The 17,928-nt window shown below is 50.2% G+C and carries 11 protein-coding genes; 2 read left to right on the forward strand and 9 right to left on the reverse strand.

Annotation, left to right across the window (positions count from 1 at the left end):
• Positions 1-4: 4 nt before the first annotated feature.
• Positions 5-643 (forward strand): DUF2812 domain-containing protein, encoded by a 639-nt coding sequence (locus J4772_RS08530; protein ID WP_209074885.1) that lies wholly within the window; start codon positions 5-7, stop codon positions 641-643.
• Positions 627-1,955, forward strand: coding sequence for an erythromycin esterase family protein (locus J4772_RS08535; RefSeq protein ID WP_209074886.1), 1,329 nt, complete (start codon positions 627-629; stop codon positions 1,953-1,955). Before J4772_RS08530 ends, J4772_RS08535 begins: the two co-directional genes overlap by 17 nt.
• 252 nt (positions 1,956-2,207) lie before the next feature.
• Here the strand turns inward: J4772_RS08535 and J4772_RS08540 are convergent, their stop codons facing one another.
• The 9 genes from J4772_RS08540 to J4772_RS08580 form a co-directional block, all read right to left on the reverse strand.
• Positions 2,208-3,914, reverse strand: a complete 1,707-nt coding sequence (locus tag J4772_RS08540) for an Imm51 family immunity protein (protein WP_209074887.1) — start codon at positions 3,912-3,914, stop codon at positions 2,208-2,210.
• 242 nt (positions 3,915-4,156) lie between these two features.
• Complete coding sequence (locus tag J4772_RS08545; protein ID WP_209074888.1) at positions 4,157-4,477, reverse strand: substrate-binding domain-containing protein; 321 nt, start codon at positions 4,475-4,477, stop codon at positions 4,157-4,159.
• Positions 4,429-4,824, reverse strand: a complete 396-nt coding sequence (locus tag J4772_RS08550) for a LacI family DNA-binding transcriptional regulator (protein WP_209074889.1) — start codon at positions 4,822-4,824, stop codon at positions 4,429-4,431. The genes J4772_RS08545 and J4772_RS08550 overlap by 49 nt, the downstream gene beginning before the upstream one ends.
• Before the next feature lie 35 nt (positions 4,825-4,859).
• A complete protein-coding gene (locus J4772_RS08555; protein ID WP_209074890.1) occupies positions 4,860-7,577 on the reverse strand; it encodes an alpha-L-rhamnosidase in 2,718 nt (905 codons plus the stop codon).
• A gap of 107 nt (positions 7,578-7,684) precedes the next feature.
• The gene (locus J4772_RS08560; protein WP_209074891.1) at positions 7,685-11,389 is read right to left on the reverse strand and encodes a hypothetical protein; all 3,705 of its coding nucleotides are present in this window, start codon (positions 11,387-11,389) and stop codon (positions 7,685-7,687) included.
• Positions 11,390-11,512: 123 nt separating this feature from the next.
• The gene (locus J4772_RS08565; RefSeq protein ID WP_209074892.1) at positions 11,513-13,399 is read right to left on the reverse strand and encodes an MGH1-like glycoside hydrolase domain-containing protein; all 1,887 of its coding nucleotides are present in this window, start codon (positions 13,397-13,399) and stop codon (positions 11,513-11,515) included.
• 5 nt (positions 13,400-13,404) lie between these two features.
• Complete coding sequence (locus tag J4772_RS08570; RefSeq protein WP_209074893.1) at positions 13,405-16,119, reverse strand: glycoside hydrolase family 38 N-terminal domain-containing protein; 2,715 nt, start codon at positions 16,117-16,119, stop codon at positions 13,405-13,407.
• Positions 16,120-16,143: 24 nt separating this feature from the next.
• The gene (locus tag J4772_RS08575) at positions 16,144-16,965 is read right to left on the reverse strand and encodes a carbohydrate ABC transporter permease (RefSeq protein WP_209074894.1); all 822 of its coding nucleotides are present in this window, start codon (positions 16,963-16,965) and stop codon (positions 16,144-16,146) included.
• 5 nt (positions 16,966-16,970) lie between these two features.
• Positions 16,971-17,855, reverse strand: a complete 885-nt coding sequence (locus tag J4772_RS08580) for a carbohydrate ABC transporter permease (RefSeq protein WP_209074895.1) — start codon at positions 17,853-17,855, stop codon at positions 16,971-16,973.
• Between the last annotated feature and the right edge of the window lie 73 nt (positions 17,856-17,928).

Below are 17,928 nucleotides of genomic sequence, written 5' to 3' on the forward strand. Positions count from 1 at the left end.
CGCAATGAAGAAACTTAAACTGTTCCGAAGCTATCAAGCGGAAGAGAAATGGTTAAGCGAACAAGCTGCGGCAGGTTGGAGGCTCGTAAAGAAAGGCTTATTCTATACCTTTCGCAAGCATTCTCCGCAGCAACAGACGTTTAGCGTCGATTACCGCACCTTCAAAAACAAAACCGATTACGAAAGCTATCTCAGCTTGTTTTCGGACGCAGGCTGGACTCATGCAGCGGGCAAAATCCGTTCCGGCGAACAATACTTTACCGCTCCTGCTCAGCAGGACAGCGAGTTATCCATCTTTTCCGACAAAGAGTCCTCGCATTCCCGTTACACCAAGAAGGCTTGGCATAGCTTGTTTAAAGCCCTGTTTATCTTTGTTTTCATGATCCTTAGCAGCTTGTCCAATAGTCTCTACGATATCGGGATTATTGTTCATCCCAGTCGCGCCTTTCTGACGCCGGGAATCTGGGAGAAAACCGGAGGAGCGTTCTGGCAAGCCTTCTTCTTTGAGCTTCCGTTCGCGACATTCCGCATCGGTCTTTACGTTCTGCTGATCGGTTACGTCCTGCTATTTGCGTTTTACGCTGCATGGGCCTTGATCTGCGCAAAAATCGATAGGGGAATCGACAATGAACAATTGGATTAAAAGAGTGGCGATTTTCGCCCTTGGAAGCTTACTACTGATGACTGCCTGTTCGTCCAAACCGACAGAGTCGGATTCGACGGCAATTTCGACGGCAATTACACCGATACCTTCAACAGCGATTTCAGCGGAACAATTGCTTCCGGCCATTCAACCGATCGACCAGATTCGATATCCCGACAAAAAAATCATCGCTCTGGGCGAGGCCACACATGGGAACAAGGAGTTCACCGAACTGAAGCTGCAGGTTTTCCAGCAGTTGGTCGAACAGAAGCAAGTCCGCGCGTTCGCTATTGAGGGGGATATGGGCGGCAGCGCCAAAGTGAACGCCTATATCCAAGGCGGAGCCGGAACAGCCGAGGAAGCAGTGTCGGAAATCGGCTTTGCCATCTACCGGACTCAAGAAATGGCGGAGCTGGCGAAGTGGATGCGCAGCTTTAACGAGGGACGCGAGCCTGCCGATCGGATTCGTTTTTACGGCTACGATATGCAAAGATACGATAATAACAAAGAACAATTGTTGTCCATTCTGAATAACAGCGTTCCGGAGTTGGGCAAGGAATATGCTTCTGTGCTGACGGAATTTACGGACGCCACCATGAACGACCTTGATTCCGCACTTGTCCAGTCGACTTTCTCCCATTTGGAAAGCTTGAACCGCCGCTTGGATGAACAGCAAGAAGTCATTATTGCTGCACTCTCCGAGGAACAATTCCTATGGGCACAGCAATATGCAGAAGGTCTTAAACAGAACACCGAACTTCGGCTAGCCGGAAAAAAATATGGAACTGTGCGTGACGCTTATATGGCGGACAATGTGGAGTGGATTTTGCAGTACGAGGAACGGTTTCATGATCTCAAATCCCTTTTTATCACAGGGCACAATGGGCATATCGGAAAAACAACCGCTACTTTCGGCACCGCTAAAATCACGGGAGAACTATTAAAGGAAAAATACGGAGACGACTACTTCGCGATTGGAACGGAATTTTACCAAAGCTCGTTTCTTGCCAACGACCAGCAATCGAGCAAGCGCCAGCAATACCAAGTACAAAACAGCGGCGACACGCGTCTGGCCGTCCTGCTGCATCATACGAAACTCGACTCTTTATACTTAGACCTGGATGCTGCGCGTAATCGACAAGATTTAACGTCTTATCTGGAAACCAAACAACCGATGAGCTCGATCGGCGATATGTTCAGCGACTCCTTGTCTGCCAACCAGGCCTATTACACTCAGAAGATGGCTCCCGCTCTCGCTTACAACGGAATCTTGTTTGTGGATACTGCCACTCCTTCGACTATGTTGGAGTGAAATGTTCTTTGCTTTGTGACAGATGTGATTATGCTCGGCATGTTTTTGCTGACGTTGCTCACTTATCTGCACAAACGAAAATAACCCGCCCAGGTTAACGGCCAAGGGAACGGGTTATTTTCTCTGATTCTTTGGAAGTTTCCCATCCAATATGTTGTACGGGGAGTCGGACGGCCATCCGGCTCCTTTTTCTATTCTAATCATATCATGACTGTTTCAGTCATGCAATTTGCCTTTATAAGATTTCTAGTGTCAATCCAATACCGCTCTGGAAAATAAATCACGGATCAGCTCATTATTTTCACAAGCCTGCTTGAACCCAGTAGCAAATCGAAGCAGCGCTTCCCTATCCTTGGAATACGCACAGAACATGCCTGCCTCCGGGTCGAAACGCACAATCCCCTCCAACTCGGGCAGCTTCTCCTCCAAATAAACGGCAGCCAGCGAACCCCAATCGTAGCCGTTGCCTTCGAAGCCTTCGTCTGCACGCGTATCAAACAGTTCCTGCTTATAGCTTCCTGCATTTAAGATAATCGAGACATTCCCGCTGTCATGCTCGATCCAAACAAACGGCTTAAGCTCCTCTTCGAAAGAATTCGCCCCTTGATCCTCCAAATCGGATTCAATAGCCGCCAGCTTGTCCACCAAACGCTTGGTTGCAGCCACCGTTAGGCTTAATACGCCTCCGTCGTTCACGATATCGCCTTGCTCAATCCGTTCGTCCAGCCAGTCCGTAATAAAACCGGGCGCATAGCCGCCCGTGCCGAAGCCTTTGGCAAAGACGATGATCTCCGAATAATCCGCTAAATATTGCTCTCGCGTTACCGCCGGGTTAACATTGGCGTACAACCAGAACTGGATATCATACATCAGCACGGACAGCTCATCTGCATGAAGAGAGAAATGACCTTTATCTTCTACTATCCGGGTACAGATATTGCGGATTACCGCTTCAATCTGGCTGATTCCCTCTGCCTTCTCGCATAATGATTTCAACAGAGGTGAGAAGGGTGCATTTTCCACCTTGTCCAAATCATCGGCCTGGTCCTGCTCGGAAGTGTCGAATGCCTCCTCATTAACCAGTCCTACGATAAAAGTCGCAAAGCTCGGGGCAAGGAAGGTAATCCGGTAATTGGCCTCCTGATCCACATGAACGACAGCGGGCTCGCCGTCCCGGCCGCATGCGCGATAATCCAACATAATCACATCGTGCCCTGCCGACGGGCAGTCGCATAGGACCACCCCAATGTCCGGATAACCCCAATCATCCAGCATAAACTGGCTGCCCAAATCGCCGCACAAACTGTACGTTTTTTCGCGCCCGATCCCCATAATACCGGTAATCGCTACGTGATCCTCCGCCCATGAGGTCGCAATTGCAGTTGGAAAACAAGTATTTACCGGCACGCCGCCATTCTGCTGCTGCATCAGCCAAATATAATCAGCGGGAAGCTTGTAGCCAAGCTCCTCTTCTATGGATGCAATCATCTCTGCAGTAGGCGGCGCCTCTACATAGCTCTCGTCCGCATAATCGCTCCGCTCCCAAAACTGACTGAAATCGCGCTCTTGAAAGGGCACACGATTAATTTCTTTAATCGCCTCGGCTTGCCTCACCATAGTATCGCGGCAAGCTTCTATAAACTCCTGTGTTGTTTCATCAGGCTCTAGTTTGTCGGCCTGCTCAAATGCAGATAAAGCCTCTTCCCATTGTTGCAAGAAAAAATAAGAATAGCCGATGCGCCAGTGCCACACTGAATCCTGTCTTCCCTGCTGTTCGATCGACAACAGCTGCTGTAACGCTTCGCTGTAACGTCCCAAATTGTTAAGCGCACGGCCATAGTGACTTACAATTTCATAGTCCCTCTCCGACTCGGGCAACTGTTCGATTGCTTCCGCAATTTGGTCATGCTGATCATCTTCATACCAGCTTTTCAACTTGTTCAACAATTCTTTTGACATTACTCCACTTCCTCTCGTCCAAAAAAGCTAGCAGGCGCCAGTTGGTGTCCGCCTCTTCCAATCTATTCTAGTTCATCATTTAGAATGAGTGAAGGAAGAGAAGCTTCCCGAGGGTTAATCAAGCAAAATTACCTATGATTTATTGATCGACTAAGCTGAAAGTCTATCTTAAACGTTGGACAATCGCATCTTCTGAACTATAGCTTGGCTGTAGATTCAAGCTGTCTTCCATCCCACTCCTCTCATACAGGCACTGCAATTCGCGCACACGTTCCTCCAACTATGAGTTCCGGATTCAGCTTTTTCTGCATAACATGTTTTTTTTCAGGCTCGGAAATGGTCTGCAGCATGTATTCGGCGGATAACGTTCCTAAATCCTCAAAGGTAGCGTCAATGTATGTGAGGGGCATAGGCAGCAAATCGGCCCAGCCGTTTTTGATCACAGATATGACGGAAAGATCGGAAGGGATGGATAAATTCAATAGATCCATTGCCTTTTGGGCACCCAACACAATCAAGTCGTCGGCGGTGACGAAGGCAGTCGGGCGATCCTTCCAAGACATAACATGTAACGTGGCTCGCTGTAATTACGCTCGTCCGGTGACGTAAACAATTGAAGCACAAAGTCCTGTTTCGCATAATAATGACATATTTTAGCAGAGATCGTAGAGAAGAACATATTTTGTCTCACTTGTTCCACGTCGAAAGGCATGAACAAACCGACGGTTTTTACCGTTTTAATCGCCAAATTACGAGCTGCCACGTTGGGATGATAATCGAGCAACGCAATTGCTTTTTGGACTTCCACGATTGTCTCGAGTTTGACAAGCGGTGAGTTATTGATGACCCGGGAAACGGTTTGTCTGGATACACCTGCCAACTTTGCGACATCGTTTATTGTACTGGACATGAAGCATGCTCCTTAGGCTACTGATATTTCAGAGATTATCTGCTTGCGAATGCGTAACGACCTGCTTCGATTTCATATACCCGATATCCGTTTTCGTCTTTGATATATCGAATGCCGCTGGCCTGATCAGCCGGCAACCCATTTTCCGTTATTTGCCCTGCCGGTAATACAGGAACGTGAACCCTTGCACGCGATTGAACTGGGACATGCACCGTCAGTTTGAACGAGATGTCCACCGTACGGATCCATGCAACATGAATGATCCCTTTGACCGTGTCAAGCGTCGCTTCGGCCGACGTTAGGTCGCCAAGCGGGTAAGGCTTGACCTCCATTTCGGACCAACCGGCTGCAGTTTGCCGAATGCCGGCTATATACTCATAAAACCATTGCACGATGGTCCCGAACATATAATGATTTCTCGAACGTGTGTTAACATCCCAATATTCCCATAACGCAGTCGCTTCCTGTTGAAACCATAGCCCTATGCTCGGATAAGTAAGCTGCGTCGCTGCCCGATAGGCTGCCTCTCCATATCCCAAACGTGTCAGAGTCGGGTAAAAATACTTATGCCCAATAATACCCACATCAGCATGACCGTTCGATCGTCGTTCAATATCATGGAGCAGGCGGTTCTCGACCAGTCTTTCAACATTCGAGGGAACGACTGAGAGTGCAAGCGGCAGTATATTTGACGTTTGCCGATATCCCGTTGCTTTATTCGTATAGTAAAGTCCATTCTCCAGATCGAGACAATCGCGGTTTATGGCTTCAGCCGTTTCTTCAGCCAATTTCCCGTACCGCTCGCTATCCATCGAAAATCCCAATATGCCCGCAATGTCGGTCATCGTTCGCAGCACCAAATGGAGGTGGAACGAGGAAGTCAATTGACCTCCCTCCGGGGAACGTCCTTCCGGATAACCGGGAGCCAGCCAATCACCCAAGTCGCTGCTGGACATTCCTCTGTCAAGCAAGGCGATCTCATATTCGACGTATCTTTTCAAGTTGCCGTAATGCTCCCGAAGCACCTGGACATCGTCATAGTACCAGTACAAACGCCAGGCGATCAGGACATAGGCGCTACTCCATTCAGGTGCGTGAAAGTCCCCCCATCCGCTATCGGGAATCATAACGGGAATATACCCGTCATCCCGTTGGGAATCGCGCATGTCGATCAGCCACTTTTCCCAGAACAAGGCCATATCAAACTGAAAGGCAGCCGTTTCGGCAATCAACTGGGCATCGCCAAGCCAGCCATTTTTCTCATATTTGGGCGTATCGGTAATAATGCCGTGAAAATTGTTCAGCAGCGTCTTACGGGTTGCCTCGTGAATCCAATTAAACAGAATATTGGAGCACTGAAATTGTCCCGTTGACCGCAAATCGGTATGAACGCGTTTGCCAACCACATCAGACAAGCTCAGTCTGATTCCTTGCCCAATAATCTCTACATACCGAAAGCCCTTATAGCTGAATTTGGGCTCCCATTTTTCAGCCCGCTCGCTTGATTTTATGTAGTGATCCGTTTGTATTTCCGCCTCGATCGCAATCTGGCGGTTATCGACACGGCCGGTTTCATCCAGCTTTTCGCCGTAAATAAACGAGACGGATTGTCCCGATCCCCCACCTTGAATATTCGTTTCCACCCACCCGGCTATCGTGTCGCCCATATCGAAAACATAATGGCCCTCCCCCAAAACGGTCATTTTTGCAGCATCCACTTGACCTACGACTCGAATCGGCGGCATAGACTGGGTTTCGAGCCGTCGCGATGGTGCGGGAACTACCTTCGGTTTAATGGTCTCCGCGGCATTAAAACCGGCTTTACTCCAATTCGTCCGGCACTTTCTTGCGTCGTACTGCTCACCGGCAAATATGGAATCGGATATGGTCGGTCCTTCCCCAATCAACTCCCAACGATCGTCCGTCTTGACGAGAAGCACGGTACCGTCTATGTATTGAATGACCAATTGGGCAATAAACCGGGGATTGTCATTCCACTTGACCCTATGCCAGTTCCAGACATTGGGTGTTTGCAATCCGTAAAACCCTCTGCCAAGCTCAACACCGACACAGTTCTTTCCCGCCACCAGCTGCGCTCCGACATCATAGACATGATATAAATTTCGTTTATTATAAACGGTAAAAGCCGGTTCCAACTTGTGGTCCCCAACTTTGCTGCCGTTCAGATACGCTTCGCAATAACCGGCAGCGCTTATATACAGCCTGGCTTGTTTGAGGAGCTTGTCAACTTGGAACTCGCTGCGAAATAGCGGTGCATGTTCGCTGTCAGATGAGAGCCACACACCGGACCAATCCTCCGTATGAAGGAAGCCCGTCTCCCACCAAGCGATTGGACTCCATGTGGAAATACGATCCTTCTCGTCCCACACGCATACTTTCCAGTAATAGCGGGTAGCCGATTGCAGTTTTTCTCCTGAGTAGTCGATAGAAACACAGCGGTCGCTCGCGCATTTTCCGGAGTCCCATACTTCGCCGATTTCGGAATCCAGATTCTGTGCAATTGCGGAAACCAGAATGCGATAGGCCGTTTGACGTTGCCCACGCTGCATAGACTCGTTTATCCATCCAAGCCGGGGATTGGACTTGTCCGTTCCCAAGGGGTTCATTGCGTATTCGGTTGTCAGCGAACTTACCTTAATCATAGGAATAGCTTCCTCTCTTATATGAGAACAAGGGGATGTCCCATAAACCAGCCAAGTTGTTGGGAAAGATACTCGATGATTAAGGTTCAAGGGGGAGGTACACCCCCCTTTCTTTGTCTATCGATCATCTCAAGCAACTCTGCTTATGGGACAGCCCCTTGCCCATCGGGTTACAGCCACTTCTCTCAATTGTGTTTCTATTTAAACTCTACGGTAACCGTATCACCGGCAGTATGGGAATAACTGAACTGTCTTCCTGTACCGTTAGCCGTTGAGGAAACCAATGATCCATTGACATAAACCTGGTTGGATCCGATCGCACTGGTTGTCTTATAAGTGACCGAGCCGGATGCCGTTGAGCTTGCTGTAAATTCCAGTTCCGAACTGCTGTTCACCGTAACCACAATATTCGACTTGGCACTGGAAACCGCCGTAACTTGTAACGGGTAAGGGGATAATGTCCCCTGTGTTCCCGATACTACAAAAGGTGCCGGCAAGAGAGAAGCCGCCGCGCTCTCTGCTTCAATATAATTCCGATAAGCTCCATTAAAGTCGCCGGCATGATAAGCTGTATCTCCTGCAGTCAGCTTCATTGAGGCGAGTGTATCTCCCGGAAGAAGCGTGAACGAATTTCTCAAACGAACCGCGTCTCGTTCGGCAGCTATCGTCAAATTCTTCCTGCGTGGATTGACTAATGTAGCGATGCGAATCGGGTCGCCGGAAAAGGCGCTTACTTTATCGTTAAAGGCAATAAAGCTTGGGCTATGATACGGACCGGATATGCTCATGACATTGTAAAGCGTTACATACCTGAGGCCCAGCATAAATGAACCGGCCATATTCTTGTCATAGCCTTCGAGCGGCAATCCGCTGTGCTCTTGGTTCAAGTTGGCCGTTCGGCCGACATTATTGATGATTCGCTGTGCATGGGAGTAGTCGTGACTCAGAAAGTAGCTTTCGATTCCGGTTGCCGCTTCGTTCACGACTGCAGCCTCGTAGCCGGAATGATAATTATCAAATAAAGGATAAGTCGGATGAGTCGGATTTTGCGTGAACAGATTATGTTTGACCCCATCCGTCGCGTAGGTAATCGTGTTGTTGTGGATCTTCGTGACCGGTTTATAAAGACCTTTATTGATGTTGCCATATATAAACTGGTTGTAGTTATTCAGATTGGTCTGCCACCACTGCTTCATCGTATCCCAGTTGCCGGTATATGGGTTCAGGGTCACGCCGTCCGCACTGGCTTGTGCAACGGCATCCGGTCCGAAATCTCCGGCCCCCCGTACGCGCATATTCCCGCTGTTGACGGAAGCATACCCAAGTGTTGGATCCGAATCGGTGTCCATCTGATAGGCCCAGTAAGCCGGTTCGTTGTCACCCGATACGCTTAGTAAAAGATTGTCTTGGTTACTGTTCGCCAAATCAAGCATGTTCTTGTTTAATTGATCCGTACTCAACCCAAGCCGATCCTTCTTGAATCCGTTTAAGGTACCTGAGGCGGGACTCGTGAATCCGCCATTATTAAATGTAAGCCATGGAGTACTGCCCCAGATATTTGGAATTGTCCTTCCATAATGCGGGTCCGTTGCGTAATTCAGCGATTGCGTCAGCAGATTCATATTGGGATCTCTGTAATTATCCGTGCCGCTGAATAGGATCTGATCATAGAGGATGGAATCGTAAGGGCTGTTCGGCGTTCCGCCCCAAGTCGAGTTCAAATATAGATTCACGGGTATTCCAGCGGTTTTAGCTACTCCCAGAATATAATCGATATCGGTTTGCACGTTTAACGTATTTTTGGCATACCATTCTTCCAATGAAAAACCGGGGTTTATGGAATTGCCGCCAAGATAATTGTCGGTGCGGGTAAGCACGTTGTTCTTAATGACATCGACCTGTTCCGGATAATGCTGAGTTGTGGAATCCTCACTGGCACGGCCGAGCAAGGGCGAGAAATACAGGGGAACATCGTACCTCGACGCATAGGTGTCGAAGCCGGCATAATTCCACATTTTATCGATGTACGCGTTATTAACCGAACCTGGCAATTGGTTGACAACTTTGACCGAAATTGAGCTTCCGGCGTACAACTGCTGCAAGTCCACAAAATGGGTAAGCGCGCCAATTCCGCGATCATACAGATTTCGTGTCTTAAACAGCGGGTTGTGGGAACTTTTGAAAGACAGGGTCTGTCCGCTTTGAATCGAACGGTTCGTATACAAAGAGCCGCGATTGTAAGTGCTCGTCGGATAGAACCCCAATACAAATCGCCTGGACGAATCGAACGCTTTTACAGTCGTCACTTCGAAATAGTAGGTTCTTCCTGGAAAGACAAGCACTTTTTGCGGAAATACGAAGGTCGCCCAGTTATAACCTCCCGGCACCTCGTCAGGGGAAAGAACGGCTTGACCGATGACATGCGTATTCCAAGGCTTTGTAGCCAGATAAGAACTGTCACTTGTCGTCGGTGTGTCATAAAGCGTCAGCACCAAGGCATTATCCGCCGGGATTGAACCCGCCTTCTCTACTTGCAGGGCGATGGCCTGAAGTTCCGTTGTGTTTCCAACGGCAAAGGTTTGACCGGGTGGGGTCGAGTTGTCAACATCAAGTGCCGTAAAGCCGCTGCCTGTCGCCAATTGATCGATACCTCCAACTTGTTGCCCATCCACCTGTATATCGTATGAGGTGGGAATATTCGGACCGGTTTTGAAGGATAACGTTTTTCCGCTGATCGGGGATCCGCCGGAGTAGAGCGTACCACCCGCATACGAACTGGTGTTGTAACCATAAAGAATGTACCGATTATTCATATCGAACGGCTTGCTCGTCGTAAACTCCATGTAATACTGGCTGTTGGGAAGTACGCCGACATCCTCGGCAAAGTTGAAAATCTCCCATGCATACCCCCCTTGAACGGATTGAGCCAACAAGGTGCTTTCAGCAAGTTGTTGATGCTTATAGGGGGAATCCCACAATGTCAACGTCAAATTCATACTTGTGGAAGTGTAGATAAGTCCGACCTTCTCAATCTGAACCGCTATAGAAGGAATGTAAGTCGTGTTCGGCCCGGTTGTAAACGTCTGACCGGTCGCATTCACATCAAGGGGAATGCCGTTGCTACCCAAACCCGTCTGATCCGGATTGTCTAGCACCTTACGATAATTCGCCGAACCGACCGGATGGATCTCCCTGATTGCAAGCGTTCCGTAACGATTTGAGTTGTTGGCTATGTTAACGCTGAACCAGTCTCCCGCATTGCTGCCGGTATTTCGGTAATTATAAGTCTCGGCAATTTTTCCGATGCTTTCATGATAAGTCCCCGTTCCACCGCCATTAGATGAAAGTCCATGGCTCGTTTCGCTGCCGCTATTGCCCAAATCAACGGTATCCAGCACACCGGCAGTCGAATCTGTTACTACAGCCGTATAGATCCAATGATTGTTTGGCGCAGACACATCGCTGTAATCATTTACGATTTCATATTGAATCAAATGGTTGCCATCTTTAGTCGGGGTCCAGGTCCAAGTTAAATATCTTAAACTCCAAGCTTGACCGGACGCGTTCACCGCCATATTAAATCCCCCTCCTGGGGGAATGATTTGCTGTGAGCTGATGTAATCGCCGTCAATATAGAGCTTCACGGTAACGTTCTGACCGGCGGGCGTAGGCGTATCCCCATTATTCCCGATCTGCGTGGTTAAGGTCATGGATGTTCCGACTGTACCGGTTCCGGACTTCACGACCGTCGTATCTACCGAGGATACAGTCGTATTAACGAATAATTCAATGCCGCTCACCATAGCTGCACTCTTGCTCGCCGGGTAGACAAAGGATGTGAGAATTAGAGCTGCTATCATAACAACTGTCCACGATTTGACTAACAACTTGGATCGTTTCATAATCAAGCCCCCTCGTAAATTGATTTTGCATATTAGCAGGACCGTTTTTTGTGTATTCGCTTTCAATCCTATCTCAGAAGCAACGGTCCATTTATATCCATGAACCGTTGCTTCTGTTATTGTCTATAGAGACTCTTTTTTCAACTCTTGCGGGGAAACGGCATAACCGCGATCCATCAAGGCAATCAGGGCAAGCAAGCCTCCCCAATGATAATAGCGATCGCTTGTGATTACGTCGCAGCCCTCGCCGGTATTGCCGTTGTAATTTTCATGAACATGGCCGTGCGCCGCCCATTCCTTGAGAATGAGCTCGGCCGATTTGTCCGCGAGAAGTCGAGCCGTCTCTGTTTCACCCTGGCTGCGCAGACCGAGGTAGACGAGTAGATTCATCGGCGCCCATATTCGCCCACGCCAGTATTCCTGATCCGGATAGGCCGGATCATTCCGCGAGATGGACGGCAATACCCAATCCCCCCAGAACTCCGCCGGATTTAATAAGTGCTCGTCAATCATGCGCCTTACTTGCGTATCGGAAACATAAGGCGTCAGCAACGGGTAGAAATTCGTCGGAGACAAACGTTCGCTGAATGCTCCGGTATCGGTCCGCAAATTACGGAAAATGCCCGTTTTCTCGTCCCATAAACGTTGCATGCCCGAACCAAACCGATCCGCCGATCGGCGAAGCGCTTCAGCACGCTCGCGATCATCGAGAATATCGGCGATCTCCGCCAAAGCGAGACAATCCCAAATATACAAACCCATCAGACCGGCATCGGCAAGTTTAAGCGCGTTTTGGGTTTTATCGAACGGAATTTCGTCGTACATCGGCGAATTATCCAACCCGGATTCAAGCGCAGCCCCGAACGTATCGTGAACGCCGGCCGTTTCCCAGAAGTTATCCGCTGCCGGTGTCATCGTATTCGAGCCCCAGGCCAGTAATCCTTCCTCGATCTGTCGATTATCCGGCCACCAAGCATTCCATGCGCAAAGCTGCTCGTATACTTCTTCCAGAAACCAACGATCGCCGTACTTGCGATAGAGCTGCAGGACAATAAACGAGCCTACCGGCGGTTGGGAGCGATCCCGCGAAATGACCGTTCCCGACCAGTCGAAGTTCGGCACGAAGCCGTCAGCCACAGCCGCACGAGTGATCTCGACCGCATTGGCGTAAGCAAGCGCCCGATTGTCCTCCATACACATGTAAGCGGCAAAGTAGGTATCCCAGCAGAAAAGCTTATAGCCTTGGTCGTTCCAGATCCGACTTACCGGTGTGACGACCCGTTGAAATTTGGGTTCGTAGATGGTATCCCATGCCATGCAAGCCTGCATGGAAGCGTACAAATCCGCTGCATCGCCGAATGCCGATCGGCGCGCTTCCGCAATTCCGCGGCGCCGCTGATTGATGAGCTCCTGGATAGCCGCCAACTCGTACGGCTTGCCAGTCGATAAGCCGACCGTCTCATGGAGGGACAAAGCCATATAGGGTCCGGATGCGGAGACATGATATTCCTCGATGACGGGGCCGGTCGAATAGAGTCTAACGTTCCGATCCGGAAAGACAGCTTCGATGCTTCCGTCGTTCGCGTGCTGGACATAGCCTTTGCCGTTCCACAGGATGCCGCATTCGGCGATCAGAACGGCGGGCTTGAGTTGGTTGCGCAGCGGAGTGACCAACAGGAAAAGTTCTCCGTTCTCTACCGCGCTTTCAACTCGCAGCTCGATGTCGCGCCATTGCAAGGTCAGTTCGGTATACGCCCCATCGTAGCTGCGCAATCCGGGCCGCACGACCTCCTGATCCTTGCCTTGCCGTCCGATCAAGGCTTCGGCGAGAAAACCGCCTTCCCGGTATTCCTTGATGCCTAATTTGACCGCGGCACACTCCGGAAGCAGCACATGCGTCAGGACGCTGCGGGTATACCAGGTGTTCCAGCCGGACGACAAGTTCTCTTGCACTCGATCGTACTCGGATGGCGATACGGGTCGAACTTGGCTTTTGTGAATGTCTGACATTCGATTCATTCCTTTGTCTTGAATTGGATCGTGACAATTTCCTTCGGCTTCAACTCTACGGACAGAGAACGATCGGTGCCGTCCGTCTTCAACGTTAGCTCGCGGCGAATTTCGCCATTCAGACCGATTGTATGGGCGCTGAGAATCGGCAATCGGACCCGGATGAAGCCGCTGGCAGCCGTTTCTCCGAGGTTGACTAACCGAAGCTCGATGCCCTCTCGGTCATCCGGAGCCGGACGAAGGCTGGTCACCTGCAAGAGCGCATTGTCGATCTCCAGCCAACCGAGTTGTCCGCTTTGTCGATATTCCGTCATCGCCGGAGCGGTTTTCACCTCTTGGCAGGGAATAGGGATGCTGCGACTTTGAACTGAAATCGCCTGTTCATCCGCCACACGCCAAGGTGCGATTGCGCGATCGCGACGATCGACAGTCAAACCATAGTGGAAGATCAGCACCCTTTGTACTTGACCTCCCGGAGTCTTTAAGCCGGGCCCGGGGCGATTGGTCGTCGCCATCCCGCGATCTCCGCCGCCGAGATAGGCGACGCTCCGCAACAAGGTAATCGCCAATGTCCCTTCATCATTCGCACGGTCGGAAGGAATCCATTCGTATTCATGCAGACCATGCGCGTTAACAATCGTTCTGGTTTCACCATGGTCGGCAAACACGTAATGATGAAAAGGAAAAGACGTCGGTTCATTCTCCACCCAGACGTCCTCGGGGGGCTGCTGCACGCAGTCCGGACGTCCCGACACATCGAACGCGCCTCCCGCCTGAATGGGCCGAACTCCTTTCCTCATTGGAAACAACAGACGCAAGCGATGGTCAAGCGCGCGGTTGTCCACCGTCGTTTGGACAGACGCGGTGCGGCTGCGCGATAAAAGCGTCACTTCCGTCCGGATGTCCAAGGCAACCAAATCCGAGCTTCTCCTTCGGGAATCCGGTTCCGCCGAGCGCGGTACGAGCAGCTCGTAGGATACGGTCATACGCTGCCATCCGCGGCTTTCTCCCGATACGCGAACGCTTCGGACGGTCGCGGACGTGAAATGTTCGTTCAGTAACGGGCCGGAGTATACATATTCGTCGCCAACGTCGCCGCTGTCCTCGAATCGATGAAGACCATGCATAGACTCTCCAGTCTCCAAATCGAGCCAGGTCAAGGTGCCGTCAGGCTCTGCCGTAATCCGGACGAACTCATTTTCAATCGAGTTGGAGATCGCCTTCGCCGGGATATGCGCAAGTTCCGGTATCTTTCGTAATTGAGCGGCAATCGTCTTATAGCCAAGCGGCGGCAATTGACGAACGAGAATACGGACTTTGTGTCTGTAAGTCTCCCCTTTGCTCAGGGGGTACCGCAAAGAATCGTTTTCAATCGGACAAACCTTCTCGTATCCGACGATTTCCGCCTCGTACGATTCGCTGGCCTCGTCCGTGACCTTGACGGATCTGTATAGCGTGGCGTCATCCGCGTCAAGTTCGATTTCGGCTAGCGCATCTCTTCGCCAAGGCAGCGGATTGAACAGCAGCACCGGCTGGCTGTCCGGCGGCAGCCACGACAGATCGACTCTGTCGGACATCCGCGCAAGCGCCTCCGTGACCAGTTGTTCGCCGATATGACCGGCTTTGCGGTTGCGCGTCTCCATTTCGTCATGCACATCGTCGATACTGCAGCCGCAAATGCTGTCATGGGGATGATTCTGCAATACGTATTTCCAAGCTTGTCGGACAAAGGCGGGATGATGCCTATCTCCGGCCGCAAGCGCCAATGCCTCCAGCGGCTCGACCAATCTTTCCAGCAAATTTTGCGCGGTCGCGTTCTGCTGCTTGAGATACACTCTGGCCGAAAGCACGTTCGGAAGGATCGTGTTGATTACGCCGCCCGGCGTATGGCTCGTACGTCTGAATTCTCCGCCCAACACCGGAACGTCCGGCAGTTCGTCAAAGCAGTCTTGAACGTAGCTTTCAATAGAAGAGAATTTTATCGGAGATTCATTCGGCTTTGCGTTCCATTGTTCGATCATGGCGGAAATATGGCGCTGGGGCTCCATATGATCGAAGCCATTCATTAACAGCACATGTCCGCTCTTGGCATGCGGACCAATATGGCCAATCAACTCGCGCAGCCGGTCCTCGGCTTGCTCCTGATCGATAGGCAAGTTCATGGCACTCGTATATCCGTACATATGTGACAGATGTACGGTCTTGACCCGGTGCCCGCTCGGGCTCTCCCATTCGAATTCGGTAGGCACTTGTTCCGGAGCCCCGTTTAAACCGCGCCAGATGAGCGCGTACTCAAACCCGTATTCCTTCAACAGTTGAGGCATTTGAGCAATGTGGCCGAAGGTGTCCGGCAAGTAGCCGATCTCCAACATCGGTCCAAAGGACGAGCCGATTCGCCTTCCCTCCTCCAGATTGCGAATCATGGATTCCCCGCTGACGAGAAACTCGTCCACGAGCACGTACCACGGCCCAATCGTCAATCGGCCTTCTTGAATAAGCCGCTCAAGATCCGCCCGACGCTCCGGTCTGATTTCAAGGTAATCCTCCAAAGCGATCACTTGACCGTCGAGATGAAAGCGATAGGCCTTGTCCTCGTCCATCGTGCGCAGCAAACGGTCAATCAGGCCGACAAGCCGAAACCGAAAAGTTTCAAACGGCAAATACCATTCCCTGTCCCAGTGGGTATGGGCAACGATATGAATCGATTTGTAGGTGCTCATATCAACTTTCTTTCCTCCTGCTTCTTATGCTTTTACCGCACCGGATGTCATGCCTTGAACAAAATATTTCATGGTGAAGGCGAACAGTACCATTAGCGGGATTGAGGCGAGTGTCATCCCGGAGAACATTGAGCCGTAAATGATTTGTTGGGGATCCATGAAGCGATATAAGCCTACAGTGACAGTTAACTTGGATTGATCGGAAAGGACCAGCAGCGGCCATATAAAATCGTTCCATGTCGACAAAATATTCACTAGACCCATCGATAAAAAGATCGGAAAAGCAAGCGGCAGCACCAGCCGGAAAAAGACAACCGGTTCGCTGCCCCCGTCCATTCGGATGCTCTCCGTAAGTTCTCTGGGGATTTCTTCAAAGAAGGTGCGAAATACGAAAATGACGACCAACTGTCCGCTTGCGATATAAGGAAGAATCGCTGCCCAGGGACTATTGATTAATTTCAAATTCGTCACCAGAACGAACTGCGGAATGAGCGTCAGAATGCCCGGTATCATCAAGAAAGACAACAATACCAGAAACAGAGCCGATTTTAACGGAAAATCAAATCGAGCAAACACATAAGCGCTAAGACTGGAAACCGCCAAAACGCCAAGGACAGTGGCCCCGGACACAATAATGGAATTCTTCAGATACAAGCCGATCTTGGATGCAGCATCGCTGATAAATTCCACATGCGGGGTCAAGGGAAGACCAAAATAGTTGATCGATAACTGATAATTCGTTTTAAACGCTGTTACAAGCATGAAATACATGGGGAACAGCGTGAAAAACAACAGTGCGAACAGGAACACAATGACAATGATGCGCGCAAACCTTTGGCGATCCATCCGCGTTACCCCTTTTCCCGCATAAACTTCATATTCAGCAAGGTCAATCCAAGCGTAATCACGAATAGAATGACGCCGATTGCCGAACCGGTCCCCAGCTTACCGTAAGTAAATGCGTTATTAAACATGTACAGTCCAGGAACCATGGTGTCGTAACCCGGGCCGCCCTTGGTCATGATAAGCTGATCGCTAAACTGTTGCGTTCCGCCGATTAATACCAACACCGTTGTCAACCTGATTTGCGGCAAGATCAATTGCAAATCCACGGTCCAGAAGATTTTCCATGCAGAAGCGCCGTCTATCCTGGCCGCTTCCCTTAAAGACTCGTCGATATTTTGAAATCCAGCCAAATAGATGAGGAATCCCAGCCCGCTTACCCATGGAAATCCTTTCATCATAATGGACAGCATTGCCGTCAATTGGCTATCGCCCAGCCAGATTCTTTGCCAGTTTTCCAAACCGAGCAAGCCGAGCGTATGATTTAGCATCCCGTTTCCAGGTTCGTAGAAGAAAAGCCAAAACATCGTCGTGACCATGCCCGGAAGCACCATCGGAATTGTGAAAGAAACTTTAAAAAATCCAGCCAATCCGGTATTGCCCAAATAGTTGATCAGGTACGCTCCCAAGATGGATGCGCCTTGCAGGATGATAATGTTCCACAAAAGAAATGCCAGTAGAATAATAAAACTGTTTCGGAAGATGGGATCCTGCAACAACTCGACATAATTGTCCAAGCCGGCAAATGTCGGATTCAAATAATTGGTCATGTTCCAGTCCAGAAACGACATTCTGAAAGCTTCTATAGACGGATATAACAGGAACAAACCGACAAAGAAAAAAGTAGGAAATAAACAAGCGTAAAGCCACATATAGCGCATCGTCTTGCTCATGATTGCCTCCCCGGCCGGAATCCGGCGCGATCGGCATACCCTACATCTGCCGAACGCGCCGGAAACGATCCCA

Origin of the sequence: Cohnella sp. LGH (assembly GCF_017671885.1) — a bacterium.
GTDB classification, from domain to species: Bacteria; Bacillota; Bacilli; order Paenibacillales; family Paenibacillaceae; genus Cohnella; species Cohnella phaseoli.

What these genes read in the sequence shown, in the direction of transcription:
- J4772_RS08530 (WP_209074885.1), top strand. Translation starts at nt 5, where the DNA reads ATGAAGAAACTTAAACTGTTCCGAAGCTATCAAGCGGAAGAGAAATGG.
- J4772_RS08535 (WP_209074886.1), top strand. Translation starts at nt 627, where the DNA reads ATGAACAATTGGATTAAAAGAGTGGCGATTTTCGCCCTTGGAAGCTTA.
- J4772_RS08540 (WP_209074887.1), bottom strand. Translation starts at nt 3,914, where the DNA reads ATGTCAAAAGAATTGTTGAACAAGTTGAAAAGCTGGTATGAAGATGAT.
- J4772_RS08545 (WP_209074888.1), bottom strand. Translation starts at nt 4,477, where the DNA reads ATGTCTTGGAAGGATCGCCCGACTGCCTTCGTCACCGCCGACGACTTG.
- J4772_RS08550 (WP_209074889.1), bottom strand. Translation starts at nt 4,824, where the DNA reads ATGTCCAGTACAATAAACGATGTCGCAAAGTTGGCAGGTGTATCCAGA.
- J4772_RS08560 (WP_209074891.1), bottom strand. Translation starts at nt 11,389, where the DNA reads ATGAAACGATCCAAGTTGTTAGTCAAATCGTGGACAGTTGTTATGATA.
- J4772_RS08565 (WP_209074892.1), bottom strand. Translation starts at nt 13,399, where the DNA reads ATGTCAGACATTCACAAAAGCCAAGTTCGACCCGTATCGCCATCCGAG.
- J4772_RS08570 (WP_209074893.1), bottom strand. Translation starts at nt 16,119, where the DNA reads ATGAGCACCTACAAATCGATTCATATCGTTGCCCATACCCACTGGGAC.
- J4772_RS08575 (WP_209074894.1), bottom strand. Translation starts at nt 16,965, where the DNA reads ATGGATCGCCAAAGGTTTGCGCGCATCATTGTCATTGTGTTCCTGTTC.
- J4772_RS08580 (WP_209074895.1), bottom strand. Translation starts at nt 17,855, where the DNA reads ATGAGCAAGACGATGCGCTATATGTGGCTTTACGCTTGTTTATTTCCT.